This window comes from Mycolicibacter algericus DSM 45454 (genome assembly GCF_002086455.1).
Classification (GTDB): domain Bacteria; phylum Actinomycetota; class Actinomycetes; order Mycobacteriales; family Mycobacteriaceae; genus Mycobacterium; species Mycobacterium algericum.
Genome location: NZ_MVHC01000006.1, coordinates 74,801 through 95,636 on the forward strand (window position 1 = coordinate 74,801; position 20,836 = coordinate 95,636).

The 20,836-nt window shown below is 69.1% G+C and carries 20 protein-coding genes; 3 read left to right on the forward strand and 17 right to left on the reverse strand.

Going from position 1 to position 20,836, the window contains the following annotated elements; translation table 11 throughout:
• Window positions 1-11: 11 nt before the first annotated feature.
• The 5 genes from carA to pyrR are packed head-to-tail and all read right to left on the reverse strand — an operon-like array spanning window position 12 to window position 4,483.
• Window positions 12-1,130 (reverse strand): glutamine-hydrolyzing carbamoyl-phosphate synthase small subunit, encoded by a 1,119-nt coding sequence (gene carA / locus BST10_RS08190; RefSeq protein WP_083037396.1) that lies wholly within the window; start codon window positions 1,128-1,130, stop codon window positions 12-14.
• On the reverse strand, window positions 1,127-1,639 hold the full coding sequence (locus BST10_RS08195) for a PH-like domain-containing protein (protein ID WP_013829244.1): 513 nt from the start codon (window positions 1,637-1,639) through the stop codon (window positions 1,127-1,129). Before BST10_RS08195 ends, carA begins: the two co-directional genes overlap by 4 nt.
• Window positions 1,636-2,928 (reverse strand): dihydroorotase, encoded by a 1,293-nt coding sequence (locus BST10_RS08200; RefSeq protein ID WP_083037397.1) that lies wholly within the window; start codon window positions 2,926-2,928, stop codon window positions 1,636-1,638. The genes BST10_RS08195 and BST10_RS08200 overlap by 4 nt, the downstream gene beginning before the upstream one ends.
• Window positions 2,925-3,905, reverse strand: a complete 981-nt coding sequence (locus BST10_RS08205; protein ID WP_083037398.1) for an aspartate carbamoyltransferase catalytic subunit — start codon at window positions 3,903-3,905, stop codon at window positions 2,925-2,927. Before BST10_RS08205 ends, BST10_RS08200 begins: the two co-directional genes overlap by 4 nt.
• On the reverse strand, window positions 3,902-4,483 hold the full coding sequence (gene pyrR, locus BST10_RS08210) for a bifunctional pyr operon transcriptional regulator/uracil phosphoribosyltransferase PyrR (RefSeq protein ID WP_013829247.1): 582 nt from the start codon (window positions 4,481-4,483) through the stop codon (window positions 3,902-3,904). Before pyrR ends, BST10_RS08205 begins: the two co-directional genes overlap by 4 nt.
• Window positions 4,484-4,583: 100 nt before the next feature.
• Between pyrR and BST10_RS08215 the strand changes: the two genes are divergently transcribed.
• Window positions 4,584-5,786 (forward strand): serine hydrolase domain-containing protein, encoded by a 1,203-nt coding sequence (locus BST10_RS08215; protein ID WP_083037399.1) that lies wholly within the window; start codon window positions 4,584-4,586, stop codon window positions 5,784-5,786.
• Between the two features lie 7 nt (window positions 5,787-5,793).
• Here the strand turns inward: BST10_RS08215 and BST10_RS08220 are convergent, their stop codons facing one another.
• From BST10_RS08220 to BST10_RS08255, 8 genes are read right to left on the reverse strand one after another with little or no spacing between them, the layout of a single operon-like run.
• On the reverse strand, window positions 5,794-6,945 hold the full coding sequence (locus BST10_RS08220) for an acyl-CoA dehydrogenase family protein (protein ID WP_083037400.1): 1,152 nt from the start codon (window positions 6,943-6,945) through the stop codon (window positions 5,794-5,796).
• 34 nt (window positions 6,946-6,979) lie between these two features.
• Complete coding sequence (locus tag BST10_RS08225; protein ID WP_083037401.1) at window positions 6,980-7,549, reverse strand: TetR/AcrR family transcriptional regulator; 570 nt, start codon at window positions 7,547-7,549, stop codon at window positions 6,980-6,982.
• A gap of 60 nt (window positions 7,550-7,609) precedes the next feature.
• Complete coding sequence (locus BST10_RS08230) at window positions 7,610-10,312, reverse strand: fumarate reductase/succinate dehydrogenase flavoprotein subunit (RefSeq protein ID WP_083037402.1); 2,703 nt, start codon at window positions 10,310-10,312, stop codon at window positions 7,610-7,612.
• Window positions 10,309-11,040, reverse strand: coding sequence for an ABC transporter ATP-binding protein (locus tag BST10_RS08235; RefSeq protein ID WP_083037403.1), 732 nt, complete (start codon window positions 11,038-11,040; stop codon window positions 10,309-10,311). Before BST10_RS08235 ends, BST10_RS08230 begins: the two co-directional genes overlap by 4 nt.
• Complete coding sequence (locus BST10_RS08240) at window positions 11,037-11,885, reverse strand: ABC transporter permease (protein WP_083037404.1); 849 nt, start codon at window positions 11,883-11,885, stop codon at window positions 11,037-11,039. The genes BST10_RS08235 and BST10_RS08240 overlap by 4 nt, the downstream gene beginning before the upstream one ends.
• Window positions 11,882-13,240 (reverse strand): ABC transporter substrate-binding protein, encoded by a 1,359-nt coding sequence (locus BST10_RS08245; RefSeq protein WP_083037405.1) that lies wholly within the window; start codon window positions 13,238-13,240, stop codon window positions 11,882-11,884. Before BST10_RS08245 ends, BST10_RS08240 begins: the two co-directional genes overlap by 4 nt.
• Window positions 13,241-13,264: 24 nt before the next feature.
• Window positions 13,265-13,492, reverse strand: coding sequence for a 4Fe-4S dicluster domain-containing protein (locus BST10_RS08250; RefSeq protein WP_083037406.1), 228 nt, complete (start codon window positions 13,490-13,492; stop codon window positions 13,265-13,267).
• A complete protein-coding gene (locus BST10_RS08255; RefSeq protein ID WP_083037407.1) occupies window positions 13,489-14,232 on the reverse strand; it encodes a GntR family transcriptional regulator in 744 nt (247 codons plus the stop codon). The genes BST10_RS08250 and BST10_RS08255 overlap by 4 nt, the downstream gene beginning before the upstream one ends.
• A 198-nt stretch (window positions 14,233-14,430) precedes the next feature.
• Here BST10_RS08255 and BST10_RS08260 point away from each other — a divergent pair, with 198 nt between their 5' ends.
• On the forward strand, window positions 14,431-15,372 hold the full coding sequence (locus tag BST10_RS08260) for an ERCC4 domain-containing protein (protein ID WP_205277400.1): 942 nt from the start codon (window positions 14,431-14,433) through the stop codon (window positions 15,370-15,372).
• A gap of 30 nt (window positions 15,373-15,402) precedes the next feature.
• Here BST10_RS08260 and BST10_RS08265 read toward each other — a convergent pair whose 3' ends face one another.
• Entirely contained in the window at window positions 15,403-18,144 is a 2,742-nt protein-coding gene (locus BST10_RS08265) for an aminotransferase class I/II-fold pyridoxal phosphate-dependent enzyme (protein ID WP_109559459.1), read from the reverse strand.
• 156 nt (window positions 18,145-18,300) lie between these two features.
• On the opposite strand from BST10_RS08265, the gene BST10_RS08270 reads away from it, so the two are divergent.
• Window positions 18,301-18,576 (forward strand): hypothetical protein, encoded by a 276-nt coding sequence (locus BST10_RS08270; protein WP_083037410.1) that lies wholly within the window; start codon window positions 18,301-18,303, stop codon window positions 18,574-18,576.
• A 6-nt stretch (window positions 18,577-18,582) separates the two neighbouring features.
• Here BST10_RS08270 and nusB read toward each other — a convergent pair whose 3' ends face one another.
• From nusB to BST10_RS08285, 3 genes are read right to left on the reverse strand one after another with little or no spacing between them, the layout of a single operon-like run.
• Window positions 18,583-19,128, reverse strand: coding sequence for a transcription antitermination factor NusB (gene nusB / locus BST10_RS08275; RefSeq protein WP_083037411.1), 546 nt, complete (start codon window positions 19,126-19,128; stop codon window positions 18,583-18,585).
• A 2-nt stretch (window positions 19,129-19,130) separates the two neighbouring features.
• A complete protein-coding gene (efp, locus tag BST10_RS08280; protein WP_013829260.1) occupies window positions 19,131-19,694 on the reverse strand; it encodes an elongation factor P in 564 nt (187 codons plus the stop codon).
• Between the two features lie 14 nt (window positions 19,695-19,708).
• Window positions 19,709-20,833, reverse strand: a complete 1,125-nt coding sequence (locus tag BST10_RS08285; RefSeq protein ID WP_083037412.1) for an aminopeptidase P family protein — start codon at window positions 20,831-20,833, stop codon at window positions 19,709-19,711.
• Window positions 20,834-20,836: the final 3 nt, after the last annotated feature.

Genomic DNA, 20,836 nt, shown 5'->3' on the forward strand with positions numbered 1-20,836 from the left:
TCCGCGAGCGCTCATCGGTTCTCCATCAGGTCGACGAACTGGTCGAAAAGGTGTCCCGCATCGTGCGGTCCGGCCGCGGCCTCGGGGTGGTATTGCACCGAGAAGGCTCGGCCGTCGGCGAGCTTCACGCCCTCGACGACCCCGTCGTTGGCGCAGGTGTGGCTGACCACCGCCGGGCCGAAGTCGGTGTTGAAGACTTCTCCTGCTTGCCCCTCCAAGGCGAATCCGTGGTTCTGCGCGGTCACCGCGACCCGTCCGGTGGCGTGGTCGATCACCGGGATGTTGATGCCGCGGTGCCCGAACTTCATCTTGTAGGTCTTTCGGCCCAGCGCTCGGCCCAGGATCTGGTTACCGAAACAGATGCCGAACAACGGGATTCCGGCGCCGATCACCTCGCGTGTCAGCGCCACCAAGCGGTCTGCGGTGGCCGGGTCCCCGGGCCCGTTGGACAGGAACACCCCGTCGGGCTTGAGGTCGGCGAGCGCGGCGAAGTCCACCGATGAGGGCAGCACGTGGCAGCGGATGCCGCGCCGGGTGAAGTTGCGCGGCGTATTGATCTTGATGCCGAGATCCAGCGCGGCCACCGTGAACCGGTGCGCCCCGTCGGGTTCGACGACATACGCGGTATCGGTGCTGACCTGCCCGGCGAGGTCGGCGCCGAGCATCGAGGGCTGCTCACGGACCCTGTCCACCAACTCCTCGGGTGCGGCCAGCGCATCGCCGGAGAACACCCCGGCCTTCATGGCGCCGTGGTTGCGCAGATGCCGCACCACGGTGCGGGTGTCGACGCCGGCCACCCCAACGATGCCCTGGCTCACCAGTTCCTCGTCGAGGGTTCCGGTGGCCCGCCAGTTCGAGGCGCGTGGCGACGGGTCGCGGACCACGTAGCCGGCCACCCAGATCTTCTCGTCGCGGCTCTCACTGTCCTCGCGATTCCAGCCGGTGTTGCCGATCTGCGGGGCGGTGGCCACCAGGATCTGCCGGTGGTAGCTGGGGTCGGTCAAAGTCTCCTGGTAGCCGGACATCGCGGTGGAGAACACCGCCTCGCCCAGGCTCTGCCCCACGGCCCCGAACGGCCGTCCGGTGAAGATCCGGCCGTCTTCTAAAACCAGCACCGCGCGCGGGTTCATGTGTTGTCGCCTTCCAGCCAGCGGGTGTGTTCGGAACGGTCGTCGGCGCGGAAGCCGGTGTCGATCTCGGTGCCCGACGGCAGTCGCCAGCGAATCGCCAGCACCCCGTCGTGGGCTCGGGTCGGGATGGCGCGGCCGGCGATACCGCGTTCGGTGCGGACCGCCAGGATCGCATCCTGCGGAATCCAGATCGGGCGGGCGCCGCTGCGCTGCACCATGATTCCCTCCGGGTAGCGGGTCAGCACCGCCTTGGTGCGGTAACCCAGGTCGCCGGCGACCACCCGGTCGTTCCACTTCGGCGCGAGCGTGCAGCCCAGGTACTGGCCTCGGGTGGCCGCCACGATGGGCGGGCCCACCATGTCGGGCACCGCGGGCAGCGTGCCGATCAGGGTTTCCTGCAACTGCCCCCGCCGGCGCCAGCCGCGCATCATCAACCGGATCAACCACCCGATCACCAGCACCAGCACGACCGCGAAGATCAGCGACGCGACCATCGTGGGCGTGTTCATGCCGGGATCTTCCCGTCCCGCGCGGTCACCCGGCCGCGCAGCAGGGTCGCGGTGACGGCGCCCGGCAGTGTCATCGCCTCATACGGGGTGTTGGCCGACCGGCTGGCCAGCCGGTCGCCGGCCACCACCCAGCTCGCCTCGGGGTCCACCACGGTCAGATTGGCCGGTTCGCCCACCTCCAGCGGCCGGCCCTGGTCGGGCAGGCCGACGATCTGCGCGGGCCGTTCGCTCATCACCCGGGCCACGTCGCGCCAGCTGAGCAGCCCGGGCGCCACCATGGTCGCCACCACCACCGACAGCGCCGTCTCCAGCCCGAGCATGCCGGGCCGGGCGACGGCGAACTCGCAGGCCTTCTCGTGTTCTGCGTGCGGAGCATGGTCGGTGGCCACACAGTCGATGACGCCGTCGGCCAGTGCCTGGCGCAGCGCGGCCGCATCGGCGGCCTCTCGCAGCGGCGGGTTGACCCGATTCCTGCCGTCGTAGTCGGCCAGCCGGCTGTCATCGAGCATCAGGTGATGCGGAGTCACTTCGGCGGTCACCGAGATACCTTGCGCCTTGGCCCATTTGAGAAGCTCCACCGTGCCCGCGGTGGATGCGTGACAGATGTGCAGGCGGGCACCGGCGTCGCGGGCCAGCAGGACGTCGCGAGCGACGATCGACTCCTCGGCGACGCGCGGCCAACCGGCGAGCCCCAGCCGGGCGGCGTTGGGCCCCTCGTGGGCGACCGAGCCGACGGTCAGCCGGGGCTCCTCGGCGTGCTGGGCGACCAGCACCCCCAGCCCGGTGGCGTACTCCAGTGCGCGACGCATGACCAGCGGGTCGGCCACGCACACCCCGTCGTCGGAGAACATCCGAACGCCCGCGGCGCCCGCGGCCATCATGCCCATCTCGGTCAGTTGCGTCCCGCCCAACCCGACGGTGACCGCACCGACCGGGTGCACATCGACCAGGCCGACCTGCTGGCCGCGCTGCCAGACGTGGTCGGTGACCACCGGGGAGTCGGCGACCGGATCGGTGTTGGCCATCGCGAACACCGCGGTGTAGCCGCCTAGTGCCGCTGCGGCCGAACCGGTTTCGATGTCCTCGGTGTATTCGCGACCCGGTTCGCGCAGATGGGTATGCAGGTCCACGAAGCCGGGCAGCAGCACCTGACCGGGTGCGTCGACGACATCGCATCCGGCCGGGGCACCGAGGTCCGCACCGATCTCGGCGATCTGGCCGTCTTGTACCAGCACGTCGACCCGGTCGCCCTCGCCGTAACACCGCACCCCGCGGATCAGCACGCTCACGGCGCTTCGTCCTCTCCGGCCGCCCCCGGCCCCGCCGCGGACCGACTGCCCACCAGCAGGTGGAACAGCACCGCCATCCGCACGTGTACGCCGTTGGAAACCTGTTGCAGCACCGCCGATTGCGACGAGTCCGCGACCGACGAGGCGATCTCCATCCCGCGCAGCATCGGTCCGGGGTGCAACACCACCGCGTCATCGGCCAGCATGGTGCGGCGCTTCTCGCTCAACCCGTAGCGCACCGAGTACTCGCGCGCCGAGGGGAAGAAGCCACCGGTCATCCGTTCGGCCTGCACTCGCAGCATCAGCACCGCGTCGGCGGCCGGCAGCTCGGCGTCGAAGTCGTGGCTCACCGTCACCGGCCAGTCGGCCACCCCGACCGGCAGCAATGTCGGCGGGGCCACCAGCACCACCTCCGCGCCCAGCGTCGCCAGCAGTCGCACGTTGGAGCGGGCCACCCGGCTGTGCACGATGTCGCCGACGATCACCACTCGGCGGCCGTCGATCGCTCCGAGCCGCTGCCGCAGCGTCAGCGCATCCAGCAACGCCTGGGTTGGGTGCTCGTGGGTGCCGTCGCCGGCGTTGATCACCCGCGGACCGCCTCCCTCGGCGCCTGCGGTCCACTCGGCGAGCAGCTGTGCAGCACCGGACGCCGGATGCCGGATGACCAGTGCGTCGGCGCCGGCGGCGCGCAGGGTCAGCGCGGTGTCGCGCAGCGACTCCCCTTTGCCCACCGAGGATCCCGACGCGGACACGTTGACGACGTCGGCGCTCATCCACTTGCCGGCCACCTCGAACGAGACCCGGGTGCGGGTGGAGTTCTCGTAGAACATGGTGATCACGGTGCGTCCGCGCAGCGTGGGCAGCTTCTTGACCTCGCGGCCGACCAGGGCTTGGGCGAACCTGTCGGCGTCGTCGAGGATCGCGGTGGCCTCGTCACGGCTCAGATCGCCGGCCGCCAGCAGGTGTCTGGCGGTCATCGGGTGATCACCACCGCGTCACGGCCGTCGTGTTCGGCCAGCAGCACGTGCACGCTCTCACCGCGGGAGGTCGGCACGTTCTTGCCGACGTAGTCGGCGCGCACCGGCAACTCGCGGTGGCCGCGGTCGACCAGCACCGCCAACTGCACGATCCGGGGCCGGCCCACGTCGCGCAGCGCATCGAGGGCGGCACGTACCGATCGGCCGGCGTAGAGGACGTCGTCGACCAGGATCACGCACGCATCATCGATGCCGCCGGCCGGGATCGAGGTGGATTCCAGCGGCCGCGGCGGCTGGCGCATCAGATCGTCGCGGTACAGCGTGATGTCCAGGGCGCCGTGCCCGACCTCGACCCCGCAGAATTCGCTGATCTTGGCGGCCAGGCGATCGGCCAGGGTGACTCCGCGGGTCGGAATGCCCAGCAGCACCACCCGTGGCGCGGCGGGATCATCGGCGCCGCGAACCTCGTCCAAGGCGGTCTTCTCGATGATCTGATGCGCGATACGAGAGATCGTGCGACCCACATCCGCCGAGGACATCAATTCCCGGTCGGTGCTGGAATTACCGGCAGCGCCCATGCGAAACCGCTGGACCTCCTTCTCCGCCTCGCGGGACGGATCGTTAAAGGATGTCGAACTGCCGCGTAGCCTAGCATCCCGTCACCGCTAGCCTGAGCCGGTGAACCTCGACCCCAATCGGGCGCCGCTGTCCGAGGCCTGCGACACCGGCCTGCTGGCCGGTGCGGTGACAGTCGTCTGGCAGCGCGGCAAGCTGCTTCAGGTCAACGAGATCGGTTACCGCGACGTCGGGGCGCAGTTGCCGATGACCCGCGACACGGTGTTCCGGATCGCCTCGATGACCAAACCCGTCACCGTGGCCGCCGCGATGAGCCTGGTCGACGAGGGCCGGCTGCGGCTGAACGATCCGATCGCGCACTGGCTACCGGAGTTCGCCGCGCCCAGCGTGCTGGTGGACCCGGCCGGGCCGCTGGATCGCACCGCCCCGGCCCGGCGAGCGCTGACGATCGGGGATCTGATGACGCACCGCTGCGGCATCGGCTACGGCTTCTCGACGCTCGGGCCGATCGCGCGGGAGTATCAGCGGCTGCCGTTCGGGCGCGGTCCGGATCCCTGGCTGACCGCACTGGCCGCCTTACCCTTGGTGGATCAGCCCGGCGAGCGGGTGACCTACGGGCACGGCACCGACGTCCTCGGGGTGCTGCTGGCCCGCGTCGAGGGCAAGCCGCTGCCGCAGGTGCTCGACGAACGGATTCTCGGGCCACTGGGGATGGCCGACACCGGGTTCTGCGTCTCCCCCGCGCTGCGCGGGCGCAGCGCCACCATGTATCGCATCGACGGCGACACCCTGCGCGACGACGCGATGGGGCCGATGCCGATCACCATGCCGGCCTTCCCCAACGCCGGTGGCGGGCTGATGTCGACCGCCGACGACTACCTGGCTTTCGCACGAATGCTGTTGGCCGACGGTGTGTTCGACGGCACCCGGGTGCTCTCGGCGGAATCGGTGCAGGCGATGCGCACCGACAAGCTGACCGCCGCCCAGAAGCGCCATCCGTTCCTGGGGGCCCCGTTCTGGGTCGGCCGCGGATTCGGCCTCAATCTGTCGGTGGTGACCGACGCGGCGAAATCCCAGCCGATCTTCGGTCCCGGGGGCGCGGGCACGTTCAGCTGGCCGGGCGCCTACGGCACCTGGTGGCAGGCCGATCCGGCGGCGGATCTCATTCTGCTGTACCTGATCCAGAACGCCCCGACGCTGTCCACCGAGGCGGCCGTCGCCGTGGCCGGCAATACCTCGGTCGGCAAACTGCGGGTCGCGCAACCGAAGTTCGTGCGCCGGACCTATCGCGCCCTGGGGATATAGGTCGCGATCAGATCATCGCGATCGGGGAGATCTTCACTCCGGCCTCCAGCGCGCCCGACAGTTCGCGCGCCACGTCGTAGTCGAAAACGACGTGCCCGCAGATGATGTCGACGTCGCGTTTGATCCGCTGCAGCGGGTTGTCCACGAAATGCACGCTCGCCCCGGACGCTTCGAGCAGATCGGCGATCACACTGCAGGATTCGTGCACGATGTGGGCGGCCGCGGCGCGCGCGTCCGCCCGGGCGGCTCGGCCGATCCGTTCCCCGCTGCTGACCGCAGCTTGGATGCCGGCCACCGTGTCGTCGCGCAGCCCTCGCAGCGCGCGCAGCCGTACCCTCGCGTCCCCGAGTCGGATCTGCGCGGCGGGCTGATTCTTCTGCGCCGCACCGGAATAGGCCAACACCCGTTCGCCGAGACGCTGGGCGTAGAGGTCGGCTACCCGTTCGGCCGAACCCAGCGCGGGCATCGCCGCCACCATCGCCAGCGCCGGCACCATCGGCCAGCGGTATGCCGGGGCGTCGTGCAGCGCGGCACCCGGCGCGGTGCCCGAATAGATGTCGACGACCTTGACCAGCCGGTGCTGCGGCACCCAGACGTCGTTGACGACGACGTCGTTGGAACCGGTGGCCCGCATACCGGCGGTGTGCCAGACGTCTTCGACGCTGATGTCGGAGGCCGGTAGCAGCACCAGCGCCGGATAAGGCGCGTCGTCAGGGCCGCAGATTCCCCCGACCAGGATCCAGTCGGCGTTGGCGACCCCGGTCGCCCAGGACCATCGGCCGCGCAGCCGGATGCCATCGCCGTCGGGCACCCCGCGACCGGTCGGGGCCAACGGCGCCGGACACAGCACCGGCCCGGAAGCGAACACCTCGTCCTGGGCCTGCTCGCCGAAGAGCGCCAGCATCCAGTTGTGCAGGGTGTAGAAGCCCAGCGTCCAGGCACTGGATGCGCAGCCGTGCGCCATGGCCCGGATCGGCTCGAGGATCTCCGCGAACTCCGCCTGTTGACCGCCGTAGCGCGCCGGCAGCAGCAGACCGGCCAACCCAGAGCGCCGGTAATCCTCGATGGTGGCGGCCGGCAGCCGCCGCAGGTCTTCGGCCTCCGCCGCGCGGTCGGCCAACCGATCGATGAAGTCCGCGGTGACCGGCGGTGTCGTCATCCCGGGAACGTACCATACCTTTTGGTATGGACGGTCAGTGTCGCAGCATCACGTCCAGGAACTGTTCGCGCCGGCCTACCGCCCGCGGGCTCGGGCGCGAGCCGGCCAGGTGCAGGAATCCGATCCCCGCGGCGAACGTGGCGTTGGCACGCATGTCGGCGGCGTCAGAGTCGAAGCCGTCGTCGAGAAAGACCTGGCGGACCGCCTTGAGCACCCGCCGATCCGAGCTGCGCACCGCTTCGGCGACGCTGTCCTCCGAGCGCGCCCACTCGCGCATCGCGCGTTCCAGCATCCAGTGCCGCGGCCCGACCAGCGAGGTCATCATGCGCGAGAGTCGCTCGCGCGGCGGCAACGCCGACAGCGCATCGAAGTCGCCGCGGTCCTCGTCACGGACAGCGGCCCAGGTGTCGACCACCGCCTGCCGGTAGGTCTTCATGTCGGAGAAATGCCAGTAGAAGCTGCCCTTGGTGACCCCGAGACGCCGGCAGAGCCGATCGATGGTCAGGGCCTTGACGCCGTCCTCGGCCAGAATGCGGAAGCCGGCCTGCACCCAGTCCTGCACGGACAGGCGCGCATTGGTGGAGGCTGTGGGGGCATTGGCCATGCCGAGTCAGGGTACTGATCCCGGCGCGCGCCGCATACCGTTTCCACCGTTGTCGACCACCTAGCCGCCCGAGTGCACGCCTGCTTCCCGCAGTGCTGCACGCGCATAGGCGCGAACGTCGGCGTCGCTGTCCTTGACGGCGATGCCCAACGCATCACGTGCGGCGCGGTCCGAGGCGGCCCAGCGTGCCAATCCCAGCACTGCGGCCTTGCGCACGTCGAGGTGCGGATCCTCGAGCGCGAACGTCAGCCGGGGCACCGCCTCGGCGGCGGAAGCGCCGGCCAGCGCCCGCGCCGCGCCGACCCGAACCTGCCACGCCGACTCCGTCAGGGCCGGTACCACCACAGCGATGGCCTCGTCGCCGCAACCGATCTCGCCGAGTGCTGCCAACGCGGCGGCGCGCACCAGCGGGTCCGGGTCCCCGATCAGGCCGCGGACGGTGTCGGCCCCGGTGCCCAGCGTCGCGCACGCGTTCGCCGCTGCGATACGCACCTCGCGGTTGCCGTCGCCGGCGGCGGTGGCCACGGCCGGTGCATCATCGACCGAGACCAGTGCCCGCACCGCCTCGATCCTCACCCGGTGGTCGGGGTCGGCCAGCATGGCGCGATAGGCCGCGGGGTCCCCGACGCGCCGACTGGACAGCAGATACAGCACGCAGGCACGAACCACCGGATCTGTCGAGTGCAGCTGGGCAGTGGGCGCGCCCGGCTCCGTCACCACCTCGACCAGTTCGCGAGCGCCGTCGGCGGCGGTCCGGCGTACCGCGGCGTCGTCGTCGGCGAGGGCATCGAACAACGCGGATTCATACCCGTCGGGGGTGTGCTCGGTCAGCACGGCGACCGCGGTGCGCCGCACCGCCGGATCGGGGTCGCCAAGAAAACCGACGAGGTCCGACAGGGCCGGCTCGTCCAAGGCGACGACGGCCGCGATCCGAGGCGACGGCGGGCGCGAGGCGCCCGGCGGCGCGACCCGGGACTGTGCGGTCGCAGGCGCCTGACCGCCCAGCAGCGGCGGCTGCGACACCGGGTACACCGACTGGTCGGCCGGCGGCAGCCCGTCGAGCTCGGGCACCGCGACGAAATACGGTGCGACGGGGCGTTTGAGGAATTCCATCTCCCCGTCGGAGCCCTTGCGCACGTTGAGGTGATACCCCCACCGGCTGTCGTCCCGGCCGGGCAGATCGGCACGCTCGTGGTAGAGACCCCAGCGCGATTCGGTGCGGGTCAGTGACGAGCGGGCCGCCAGTTCGGCGCAGTCCCGGATGAAGGACACCTCGACCGCCCGCATCAACTCGTGCGGGCTGCGCGCGCCCATCTCGGCGATCTCACCGCGCATCCGCTCGAAGGTCTGCACCGCCAGCGAGAGCTTGGCGGCCGTCTTGGGCGGTGCGACATAGTCGTTGACGAACCGGCGCAGCTTGTATTCCACCTGCGGTTGCGGCGGGCCGTCAGGGTGGCGCAGCGGACGGTAGATCAGCTCGTGGGCAGCGGCGAGCTGGTCGGCCGGCAGCTGCTGCGGAGCCGCGACGCCGGCCAGGGTGGACGCTGCGTGCGCGCCGGCCAGATCACCGAAGACGAAGGCGCCGATCATGTAGTTGTGCGGCACGCAGGCCAGGTCACCCGCCGCGTACAAGCCCGCCACGGTGGTGCGGGCGTGCTCGTCGACCCACACCCCCGACGCCGAATGCCCCGAGCACAAGCCGATCTCGGAGATGTGCATCTCCACGTCGTGAGTGCGGTAGTCGTGGCCGCGGTTGGCGTGAAAGGTGCCCCGGGTGGGCCGTTCGGTGGTGTGCAGGATGTCCTCCAGCGCCGACAGCGTCTCGTCGGGCAGGTGCGACACCTTGAGGTAGATCGGCCCTCGGGCGGAGTCGATCTCGGATTTGACCTCGGCCATCATCTGTCCGGACCAGTAGTCGGAGTCGACAAAGCGCTCCCCCAGCGCATTCACCTGATAGCCGCCGAACGGGTTGGCGACATAGGCGCAGGCCGGCCCGTTGTAGTCCTTGATCAACGGGTTGACCTGGAAGCACTCGATGCCGGAGAGCTCGGCGCCGGCGTGATAGGCCATCGAGTAGCCATCACCGGCGTTGGTCGGGTTCTCGTAGGTGCCGTACAGGTAGCCCGAGGCCGGCAGCCCCAGGCGCCCGCACGGCCCGGTGGCCAGGATCACCGCCTTGGCGCCGACGGCGACGAACTCGCCGGTGCGGGTGTGCAATGCGGCCGCGCCGACCGCTCGGCCGTCCCGGGTGAGCACGCGTACCGGCATCAGCCGGTTCTCGATGCGGATCTTCTCGCGCATGGAGCGTTGCCGCAGCACGCGGTAGAGCGCCTTCTTGACGTCCTTACCCTCGGGCATCGGCAACACATAGGAACCGGAGCGGTGTACGCGGCGCACCGCATACTCGCCGTGCTCGTCTTTCTCGAACTTCACGCCGTAGCGCTCCAGCCGCTGCACCATCGCGAAGCCGCGGGTGGCGGTCTGATACACGGTGCGCTGGTTGACGATTCCGTCGTTGGCACGGGTGATCTCGGCGACGTAGTCCTCGGGTTCGGCCTTGCCGGGAATAACGGCGTTGTTGACTCCGTCCATGCCCATCGCCAAGGCGCCGGAGTGCCGCACGTGCGCCTTTTCCAGCAGCAGCACCCGGGCACCGTGCTCGGCGGCGGTCAGGGCGGCCATGGTGCCCGCGGTGCCGCCGCCGATCACCAGCACGTCGCAGTCCAGCCGCAGCGGCTGGGAGGCATCCGGTATCTCGATCATGAATAGTCCAATGCGGAAAGAAGTTCGGCGCGCAACGCGGGCTCGGGCCGCGCGCTGCGCGGCTCGGGAACATCGGCCAGCGCCCGCAGTGGCTGCCCGGCGCGGCCCAGGACCGCCACCCGGTCGCCGAGCGCCAGCGCCTCGTCGACGTCATGGGTGACGAACACGATCGTGGTCGGGTGGGTACGCCAGGCCTCGATCAGCAGTGCCTGCATCGCGGCGCGGGTCGCGCTGTCCAGGGCGCCGAACGGCTCGTCCATCAACACCGCACGGGGAGCGCCGGCCAGTCCCCGGGCCAACTGCACGCGTTGCCGCATCCCGCCGGAGAGGCTCTTGGGCAGATAGTCGCCGAACCCGCTCAGGCCCAGCTCGGTGATCCACCGATCGGCTTGTGCCCGGCGCCCGCTGCGCGGCACACCACGCAGCCGCAGCGCCAGCTCGATGTTGGACCGCACCGACCGCCACGGCAGCAGCGCGTTGTCCTGGAACACCATCGCCCTCTCCCCCGAGGTGGTGGCCACTGTGGCGCCGTCGGCCAGCACTCGGCCGCGATCGGGTGTCAGCAGTCCGGCCAGGGCGCGCAGCACCGTCGACTTGCCGCAGCCGGACGGTCCGGTCAGCACCAGTATCTCGCCGGGGCGCACCGCCAGGCTCAGCTCGTCGATCACCGGGGAATCGGTGTAGGACAGCCGGATCCGCTCCAAAGTGAGGCTCATGCCCGCGGTCATCGCGCGTACTCCTCGCTGCGCGGCAACCAGCGGGTCAGCCGGCGCCCGAGCACCTCCACCGCCGCCGACGTCGCGAAACCCAGCACGCCGATGGTGATGATCCCGACGAAGACATCGGGGTAGGCCAGCACCGTGTAGGCCTGCCAGGCGCGGTAGCCGATACCGAGGCGCCCGGAGATCATCTCCGCGGAGATCACGCAGATCCACGACACGCCCATCCCGACCGACAGGCCGCCGAAAACCCCCGGCAGGATCCCGGGAAACACCACCTGGCTCAACACATCCCACCGGCCGCCGCCCAGCGTGCGGACCGAGTCCTCCCACAGCGTCGGCAGCGCGCGCACCGCATGCCGGGTGCTGACCAGGATCGGGAAATAGGCGGCCAGAAAGGTGATGAACACGATGCCCTGTTCGCCGGCCGGGAACAGCAGGATCGCCACCGGCACGACGGCTATCGCGGGGATGGGCCGGATCAGCTCGGTGATCGGTCCCAGTACGTCCGCGGCGACCCGGGAGCGGCCCAGCAGGATGCCGGTGGCTACCCCGGCGACTGCGGCCAGGCCGAATCCGGTCAGAATCCGGACCAGTGACTGGGCCAGGTCCAGCCAGTACGCCTCGGTGCCCAGCCGGCGCACCAGGGTGGCGAAGACCTCGTCGACGGTGGGCAGGGTGTCGAATCGCAGCCACCAGCGCACGTCGGCCGCGGTCAGCAGCTGCCACAGCCCGACCGCGGCGGCGACCGACGCCAGGCGCAGCAGCCAGGACCGTCGCACCGAGGCATGCCGGCGCGGCGCTGCATCGACCGTTGCCGACACCGCGGGGCCACCGGTGATCACCGCGGTCATGCCGCGGCCGCCAGCGCCTGCTGGTAGTCCACCACGGTGCTGCCCGGATGCGCGGCCGCATAGCGCCGCGCCCCCGCGACGGTGTCGAAGGCCAGGTGGTGCCCGTTGTCGCGGACCCACGCCGACTTGTCGGCGAACCAGCGGGTGCCCAGTTCGGCGTCGTGCACATACGCCGCACGGACACGATCGCCGCGGGCGGTCGCTGCCCGCACGGCCTGCAACAGCTGGTCGGGATCGGCCACGCCCACCGTTGTCTCCGAGCCCTGCAGCCAGAGTTCGCCACCGGTCGTCGCGGGCTTGTCCAGGGCGGCGACCGCCTTGTTGTAGTCCAGCTTGCGCTCGGCGAACGCCGCCCGCAGCGGCCCGTCGTCGATGAACCGGTCGATGTCGAAACCGTCCAGGCCCGTGAAATCACCGATCGACTTCAGATAGGGCACATCGTTTTTCAACGCCTTGACCAACGCCGGTTTGACGGTGGTGTCGAACGATGTTCCGCCCGGCCCGTTATAGAGGTAGACAACCTCCTGCGGCAGCCCGCTGCCCTCGGCAACGATCCGGGCCGCCTCCAGCGGCTTGCGGTTCAGGAAGTCGGTGGCATCCAGCTGTGCTTGCAGAAACGCGTCGAGCACTTCCGGGTGCGATCGCACATAGCCGCGACGCACCACCACCCCGTGCAGGGTCGGGTGGTTGAGTTCGGCGCCGTCGTAGAGCAATCTGGCCCGGTCCTGGTAGACCAGCAGGCCGGGCCAGGCCACGAACTGCGACAGGCCCTGTACCTGCCCGGACTCCAGGGACGAGGCACCGACCTGTGGCTGCTGGTTGAGCACCTCGACTTGCGCCCCGGTACCGGCCAGCGCGCGCAGCAAGGTGCCGTGGCCCGCCGAGCCCACACTGGCCGACACTCTGGCCCCGGCCAGGTCTGCGAGGGTGTCGGCGTGCGAATCCGGCGCCACCACCACCATGTTCAGCGCACCGGCCGGCTGGTAGCCGGTCACCGAGACGATCGCGGTGCGGGCCTGCTCGCTGTCCCGGGTTCGGACGCCGTTGACCAGCATCGGATAGTCGCCCATCGAGCCGATATCGATCTTCTCGGCGAGCATCTGTGCGGTGATCGGCGCCCCGGTGTCGTAGTCCTGCCAGTCGACCCGGTAGCGGGTGCCGGTCCGGGCGGTGATGTCGGCGAGCCGGCGTTCCAGATAGCCACGGGCGCGCAGCAGCGTGCCGGCGGTAGCGGTGTTGATGGTCTTGGACTGGTAGCCCACGACCACGTCGACGGAATCACCCGCCGGCGCGGAATCCAGCGAGCACCCGGCGAATACCAGGCTGCACGCCAGCAGGATCAGGGTCTTCTTCATGAAACACCTTGGTGGTCACTATGTTCAGCGAAGCAGATAGGGCATGTTGACGGTGACGGCACCGGTCGGGCAGCGCGCCGCACACGGCCCGCAATACCAGCACTCGTCGACGTGCATGAAGGCCTTGCCGTTGTCCGGGTTGATCGCCAGCGAATCCAGCGGGCAGATGTCGACGCACAGCGTGCACCCGGTGATGCACAGCGACTCGTCGATGGTCACCGGGACGTCGGAACGGCTGCTGACCAGCGTCATGGATTGCTCCTTGTCAGACTTCCGCGCATGGTGACCCGGTCACCGCGCATCCGGATGTATTCGAGGTCGACCGGTCTGCCGTCCTCAAAGCTGGTGAGCCGCTCCAGCATCAGCAGGGCCGCACCGTCGGCCAGCTGCAGAATGGCCGCCGAGTGCGGGTCTGCCGGGATGGCCTCCAGCGCCAGCGTGGCATCGCCGAGTCGCTGCCCGCTGATCTGCTCGATCAGCGGGAACAGGTCGCTGTCCTCCAGCGGATGGGCCAGCACGGCGTCGCCGATATCGGCCGGCAGATAGGTCTGATCCAGGCTCAGCGGCACATCACCGAGGTATCGCAGCCGTTCGATGAACACCAGCGGTGCGCCGGCGTCGAGTAACAGTCGCCGGGCGATGGAGGGCGGGGCATAGACAACCGTTGCCACCCGCACCTCGTTGCGCACCTGGCCGTGGCCGTCGAAGGTCTCCTGCAGACCGAGCAGGAGGTCCAGCCCGTGGTCGTGTTTGTGTTGCGCCACCCGGGTGCCGGTTCGGGGTCCCCGGCTGATCAGGCCCTCGGCCTTCAGTGCGCTCAGTGCCTCGCGAATGATGTTGCGGGACACCATGAATTCGTCAGCGATTTCCGTTTCGCCGGGCAGCCCGCCGGCGTAGGCGCCGGCGTGGATCTGGTGGCGCAGCACGTCGGCGACCTGCCGCGCCCGGTCCGCGCGGCGGTTCGGTTGGACTGCGACACGGGCTTCGGCCATGCAGACACGCTAAGGGTCCACCGGCGCCGGATGACAGCGCCGCGAAACTCTGCTGACCAGCGGTTTGCCGCATTGCGCCACTCGCCTGCGCCCGGCTGCCAGCGGAAACCGGTCGCGGAGGCGCCAATGCGCCGCAACGGCACCGGTGGCCCGGGAAACAATCGCGGTGAGGAAAACCAGCCGCTAACGTCGTCGGTTGTGGAGTTGCTCATCGCCACCAATCCCAATCCGGACTCTCGACTGCCCTATCTGATCCGGCTGCCACTGGGCGGCGGGCTGATATTCGCGACGTCGGATGTATGGCCGCGTACCAAAGGGCTGTACTGCCACCGACTCGACATCGCCGATTGGCCCGCTGACCCGGTGATCGTCGACCGGGTCGCGCTGCGTAGTTGCAGTCGCCGCGGCGCCGCCATCGATGTGGTCGCCGACCGGTCCCGGGAGAACCGGTCACAACTTGTCCACACCATGGCCCGCGGCCGGCAGATGGTGTTCTGGCAGAGTCCCAAGACGCGCAAGCAGTCGCGCCCGGGAGTGCGCACGCCCACCGCCCGCGCCGGTGGTATCGCGGACCTGGCGATCGTCGTCGACGCTCATGAGCGCTACCCCTACACGTTCAGCGACAAACCGGTGACCGCCACTCGCGGCGCATTGGCGTGCGGTGACTACGGCATCTTCGCCGGCCAGCGGCTGGTTGCAGCGGTGGAACGGAAATCCCTGTCGGACCTGGCGTCCAGCCTCGTCAAGGGCTCACTGAAATACCAACTCACCGAGCTGTCCGCCTTGCCGCGGGCGGCCGTCGTCGTCGAAGACCGCTACTCGGAGATCTTCACACTGACCTTCGCCAACCCCGCCAAGGTCGCCGATGCCCTGGCCGAACTGCAGGTCGCCTTCCCCACCGTGCCGATCGTGTTCTGCCAAACGCGGAAACTGGCACAGGAATACACTTACCGCTACCTGGCTGCCGCGCATACCTGGCTCGGCGATGACGCAGCTGCAGCGCCGGTGTTCGAGCCGCCCTCCCAGCCGGACAATGCCGAACTGCGTGCGTGGGCCAAGCAGAACGGCTTTTCGGTGTCGAGCCGGGGCCGGGTCGCCGGCGACATCCTGCGTGCCTGGCACGAGGCGCACCGCCGGTAAGCGTGCGCCGAGCGTGCGCCGAAACGGGTTTCAGGACGGCGTGTCGGCCGGGGACGCGCACGCCCGCGGAGAAGTTGCCATACGCGCCAAGGCGTCCTGGGTGAACACCGCCAACCCCAGGTCGGGGTTGTAGCCGTGGATCTCCTTGACGTCCAGTTCGGCCAGGAAGTACAGAATCTCTTTGGAGACCACCTGTCCGGGGACCAGCACCGGGAAGCCGGGCGGGTACGGCACGACGAAGGTGGTCGACACCAGGGTCTTGCCGTCGGCGACCCGGCGGCCGGCGTCGCCGAGCAGGACGTGCTCGCGATCGGACTCCTCGTAGCCGCCGTAGAACGCCGCCCTCATATCACCGAATCCGCTTGCGCCGTCGGGCCGGAACGCGTGGTCGAACTCGCTGAAGTCCGGAAGCGGCGGCAGATCCTCGGTGATCTCCACCACCTTGCGCTGCTGCAGCGCCCGGTCGTCGATGCTGGCCGCCTCCCAGGCATGGTCCAGTTCGCCGGCGACCCGGCGTAACGCGTCGAGCAGGTAGTGCACGGACGACCAGGTCACCCCGATGGTGAAGATCAGCAGCACGGAGTTGATCGAAGTCTTGTTGATCTGGATGCCGAAGCGCTCCATCAAGATCTTCTCGCGGAAGTCGTAGCCGTTCATCCCGGTCTTGCCGATGTACAGCGTGACCCGGGTCGGGTCGAGCACGAACTCGTCGGATCGCCAGGCCTCGTTCCACTCCGCCAGCGCACCCTGGCGAACCTGGCGATAGGAGCTGACCGTCGACTCCCGGAACCGGGCGGGCACCAGGTCGTCTTCGTCGAGAATGCGGAACCACTTGCTGATCAGCCGGTCCTTACGGACCCGGTGGCGAAACACCAGTGCCATATCGTAGACCCGCCGCACCATGTGGAAGCCTTCGATGTCAACCTGTCGGCGAGCCAGGTCCAACGATGCCAATAGCTGCTGGTTCGGCGAGGTAGAGGTGTGAGTCAGAAACGCTTCGGTGAACGCGTCTCGAGCCAGCGCGTTGAAGTCCTGGTCGCGGACGTGGATCATCGAGGCCTGCCGCAGCGCCGACAGCGACTTGTGGGTGGAGTGGGTCGCATAGACCCGCACTCGAGCCGAGGGGTCGGGCAACAACCGATGCTCGCTCCACCGGGAGCGGTCGATGCCCTCCATAGAGGCACGCCACGCCTGGTATTCCTCGGCGTAGTCGGGTGAGCAGAGCATGGCTTCCAGGCGTTCGGCGGCGACCATCGCGGTGCGCTGCCGGGCCCACGGTACGGCGGTCGCGAAGGCGTACCAGGCCTCGTCCCACAGAAAGCAGATGTCCGGCTTGATCGCCAGGATCTCCTCCATCACCCGCTGTGGGTTGTAGACCACGCCGTCGAAGGTGCAGTTGGTCAGTGAGATCATCCGAACCCGGTGCAGCTGCCCGGCCGCCTCCAGGTCCAGCAGCGCGCGCTTGATGGTCTGCAGCGACACCGCACCGTAGATCGCGAACGGCGCCAGCGGATAGGCATCCAGATACATCGGGTACGCACCGGCCAGCACCAGACTGTAGTGATGCGACTTGTGGCAGTTCCGGTCGATCAGCACGATGTCGCCCGGCCGGGTCAGTGCCTGCCCGACGATCTTGTTTGCCGTCGAGGTCCCGTTGGTGACGAAATAGGTGTTGTCGGCGTTCCAGGTCTTTGCGGCCTTGTCCATCGCGACCCGGATGGTGCCGTGCGGGTCGAGCAGCGAATCCAGCCCGCCGGATGTCGATGAAGTCTCGGCCATGAAGATGTTGCGGCCGTAGAACTCTCCCATGTCCTGCAGCGAACGGGAGTTGAATATGCTGGCGCCGCGAGCCACCGGAAGCGCGTGGAACTGGCCTACCGGCTCGGCCGCATAGGCCCGCAACGCATCGAAATACGGTGTGGAGTAGCGCTTCCGGATGCCGGCAAGCACGGTGCTGTGCAGGTCGGTGACATCGTTGAGCCGGTAGAAGGTCCGGTCGTAGATGTCCGGCTCCTCCTCGGTGTCAGCGGCGATCGACTCATCAGTGAGCAGGTACAGGTCGATGTGCGGCCGCAGCAGCCGCATCCATTCCCCGCATTCGACGGCGTCGCGGCCGCAGTCGACTACTCCGGCGTCGTCGCTGACGCCCAGCAACGTGGTCATCAGCGGCACCCGGTCACGCGAACGGAGCGGCAGATCATGCCGCACGATCGCAGCCTGGACCTCGCCGTTGAGCGCGACCGCGGTGACGGCGTCCTCCACGCTCGAGACCACCAGCAACTCGACCTGCACCTCGTCGTCGACCTTTCGCAGCGCACGGAGACTTTCCGCCAGGCTCTCGGGAGCCTCCTGCGGCGAATCGTCCGCCAGCAACACGGTGTAGAACTGCTGCTGGCGAGCCTGAGCCACCAGTTCCTGTTCTGAGAGCGGCGAGCTCAGATCGAACAACGCCGCGCGGTCGCCGTAGTCCGACAACAACCGCACCACCAGCGAGACCTGCTCGCTGAGCGACACCGTCGCCATCGCCTCGAGGTAACCGCGGAACGTCGCCAACCGCGCCGCACCCGGAAACAGCCAGTACCGCTCGAACGCGCCGAGGCGGTGCATCAAGCGCTTCACATGCGCGGCATGGTGAGTGCTGTCCAGGCCGGCGCGGTCAACCGCGGCCAGTTCCCGACAGGCGTCGTCGAGCAGGTTCCAGGTGTCCACCCGCGAATACGACGGGTTCGCCACCGCCGCCAGCGCCGAGACCCGTAACCGTCGATTTCCCATGTCGCCGCGTGAGTTCATAGGGCCAGTGTGCCGGTTCGGCGCGCCTGCGGGGTGCTTTCGCCGCCGCCGGTGCACGGCTGGCAAGGGTCTAAGGCCCTACGATCCGGAAGCCAAAGGCCATGTCAGAACGGCGCCGTGGTGAGTAGCGTCGGAAGGGTGGGTGATATAGCCAACATCGACGCCTACACCGCCGCGCTGGCCGGTGCGCAGACCGCCGAGGAAGCCTGCGAACGTCTTTCGGCCGCGGACTGCGTCGCTGCAACACAGGACGAGTCGGTCGTCATCGGTGACGGCGAGGCGACGGCCCGCCCGTTCGAGGGCGTCAACAAGATCGGCGATGCCTTCTTCCTGTGGTGCCTGCACGACCGCGACGGCGAGATCGTCCGGTGCGTCGCGCGCGGTCCGCAGGGCAGTTGCCCGCCGCGGCACTGAGACCGGTCACTCCTCGGAGCCGGCCTCGGGCTCGGTGGCGACAGGCGCGGGCGGCGCAGCCGCTTCCCGGACGGCCTGCGATGCCGCCCGCAGTTGCGGTGTCACCAGCATCACCTGCCCCAGCACGCCGTTGACGAAGCCGGGCGAGTCATCGGTGGACAGCTCCTTGGCCAGTTTCACCGCCTCGTCGACGGCAACCGGCTCCGGGACGTCCTCGGCGTGCAGCAACTCCCAGATCGCCACCCGCAGGATCGCCCGGTCGACGGCCGGCAGTCGCTCCAACTTCCAGCCCTGCAGGTGCGAGGTGATCAGGTCGTCGATATGAGCGCTGTGGGTGGACACGCCCTGTGCCACGGTGACCGTGTACGGGTGCAGTGCTGCCACGTCGGGTTGCTCGCTGGCCAGCGCCGTCCGCAGCTCGGCGCCCTGCGCCGGAGTCAGCCCACGGGCTTCGGACTCGAACAGTAGATCCACCGCGCGCTTGCGTGCCTGATGCCGTCCTCTGACGGGCCTCGCGGGTCGCGGCGACTTGGCCTCCCCACCCTCCGGCATGGTCAGGAGTTGACCCGGCCCAGGTAGCTGCCGTCGCGGGTGTCGACCTTCAGCTTGTCTCCGGTGTTGATGAACAGCGGAACGTTGATCTGGGCGCCGGTCTCCATGGTGGCCGGCTTGGTTCCCGCACTGGAGCGGTCGCCCTGCAGGCCCGGCTCGGTGTGAGTGACCTCCAACTCGACGCTGACCGGCATCTCCAGGTACAGCGGCACCCCGTTATGGAAGGCGATCTGCACCGGCATGCTCTCCAGGAGATAGTTCGCCGAGTCGCCGACCATCGCCTCGGGCAGCGGGTGCTGCTCGTAGTCGGCGCTGTCCATGAAAACGAAGTCGGCGCCGTCGCGGTACAGGAAGGTGGCGTCCCGGCGGTCGACGGTGGCGGTCTCGACCTTCACCCCGGCGTTGTAGGTCTTGTCGACCACCTTGCCCGACACCACGTTCTTGAGCTTGGTGCGCACGAAGGCCGGCCCCTTGCCCGGCTTGACGTGCTGGAATTCGACGATCTGCCAGAGCTGGCCGTCGATCACCAGCACCAGTCCGTTCTTGAAGTCGGCAGTTGAGGCCACGTTTCCTACGTCTCCTAGAGGGTGGTCAGTTCCTTGGGGAACCGAGTCAGCAATTCCGGGTGCGTCCCCGCGGCTGCGGGTGAGTCACCGCCGACCACGAGCGTGTCCTCGATGCGGACGCCGCCACGATCGGCCAGATAGACGCCGGGCTCCACGGTCACCACAGCACCGGCAAGCAGTGTACCGTCGGCCGTCGCATTGATTCCCGGCGCTTCATGAATCCGCAGCCCGACCCCGTGGCCCAGGCCGTGCCCGAAGGTCTTGCCGTACCCGGCGTCGGCGATCACCCCGCGCGCGGCCGCATCGACGTCACGCAGCGCCGCACCCGGTCGCAGCGCCTCCCGGCCGGCGCGCTGGGCGGCCGCGACCACCTGATAGATCTCCTGCTGCCAGTCGGCCGGTGGGCCCAGCACGAAGGTGCGGGTCATGTCGGAGTGGTAGCCGGCCACCAGCGCCCCGAAGTCGATCTTGACGAAATCACCGGCCGTCAGCACCGCCTCGGTCGGCCGATGGTGCGGTATCGCCGAATTCGGGCCGGCGGCCACGATGGTCTCGAAGGAGGCGGCGTCGGCGCCGTGGTCGAGCAGCAACGCCTCCAGGTCCCGGGCGACCTCGCGTTCGGTACGGCCCGGCCGCAGTCCCCCGCGCTCCACCAGGGCGCTCAGCGCAGCGTCGGCGGCCTCGCAGGCCAACCGCAACAGCGCCACCTCGCCGGCGTCCTTGACCTCCCGCAGCGCCTCCACCGCACCCGAGGCCCGAACCAGTTCGGCACCCGCGACGGCGCCGTCAGCGGCGCACAGCGCCGCCGCCAGCGTGTCGAAGCCGTCGACGGTGACCACGTGCGCCTCGAACCCCAGCCTGCCCACACCGGCCGCAGCAGCCTGCCCGACCAGGTGACTCGCCCCGGCGCGCTCGATCGCAGCCGGTAGGTCGGGGGCCTGCCGAGCGGCTTGAGTGCGGTAGCGGCCGTCGGTCGCCAGCAGCGCGGGCCGCTGGTCGGCGTAGACCAGCAGAGCACCGGCCGAGCCGGTGAATCCGGACAGGTACCGCACGTTGATCAAGTCTGTGACCAGCATCGCGTCCAAACCGGCCGCATCGATCGCGGCGCTCAGACGTAGCCGACGGGAGGAATGTGTCACGCG

Bases quoted from the DNA above. Each gene is read 5' to 3' on its own strand.
- carA (WP_083037396.1), bottom strand. From the start codon at position 1,130: ATGAACCCGCGCGCGGTGCTGGTTTTAGAAGACGGCCGGATCTTCACC.
- BST10_RS08195 (WP_013829244.1), bottom strand. From the start codon at position 1,639: ATGAACACGCCCACGATGGTCGCGTCGCTGATCTTCGCGGTCGTGCTG.
- BST10_RS08205 (WP_083037398.1), bottom strand. From the start codon at position 3,905: ATGACCGCCAGACACCTGCTGGCGGCCGGCGATCTGAGCCGTGACGAG.
- pyrR (WP_013829247.1), bottom strand. From the start codon at position 4,483: ATGGGCGCTGCCGGTAATTCCAGCACCGACCGGGAATTGATGTCCTCG.
- BST10_RS08220 (WP_083037400.1), bottom strand. From the start codon at position 6,945: ATGACGACACCGCCGGTCACCGCGGACTTCATCGATCGGTTGGCCGAC.
- BST10_RS08225 (WP_083037401.1), bottom strand. From the start codon at position 7,549: ATGGCCAATGCCCCCACAGCCTCCACCAATGCGCGCCTGTCCGTGCAG.
- BST10_RS08230 (WP_083037402.1), bottom strand. From the start codon at position 10,312: ATGATCGAGATACCGGATGCCTCCCAGCCGCTGCGGCTGGACTGCGAC.
- BST10_RS08235 (WP_083037403.1), bottom strand. From the start codon at position 11,040: ATGACCGCGGGCATGAGCCTCACTTTGGAGCGGATCCGGCTGTCCTAC.
- BST10_RS08240 (WP_083037404.1), bottom strand. From the start codon at position 11,885: ATGACCGCGGTGATCACCGGTGGCCCCGCGGTGTCGGCAACGGTCGAT.
- BST10_RS08245 (WP_083037405.1), bottom strand. From the start codon at position 13,240: ATGAAGAAGACCCTGATCCTGCTGGCGTGCAGCCTGGTATTCGCCGGG.
- BST10_RS08250 (WP_083037406.1), bottom strand. From the start codon at position 13,492: ATGACGCTGGTCAGCAGCCGTTCCGACGTCCCGGTGACCATCGACGAG.
- BST10_RS08255 (WP_083037407.1), bottom strand. From the start codon at position 14,232: ATGGCCGAAGCCCGTGTCGCAGTCCAACCGAACCGCCGCGCGGACCGG.
- BST10_RS08265 (WP_109559459.1), bottom strand. From the start codon at position 18,144: ATGGGAAATCGACGGTTACGGGTCTCGGCGCTGGCGGCGGTGGCGAAC.
- nusB (WP_083037411.1), bottom strand. From the start codon at position 19,128: ATGCCGGAGGGTGGGGAGGCCAAGTCGCCGCGACCCGCGAGGCCCGTC.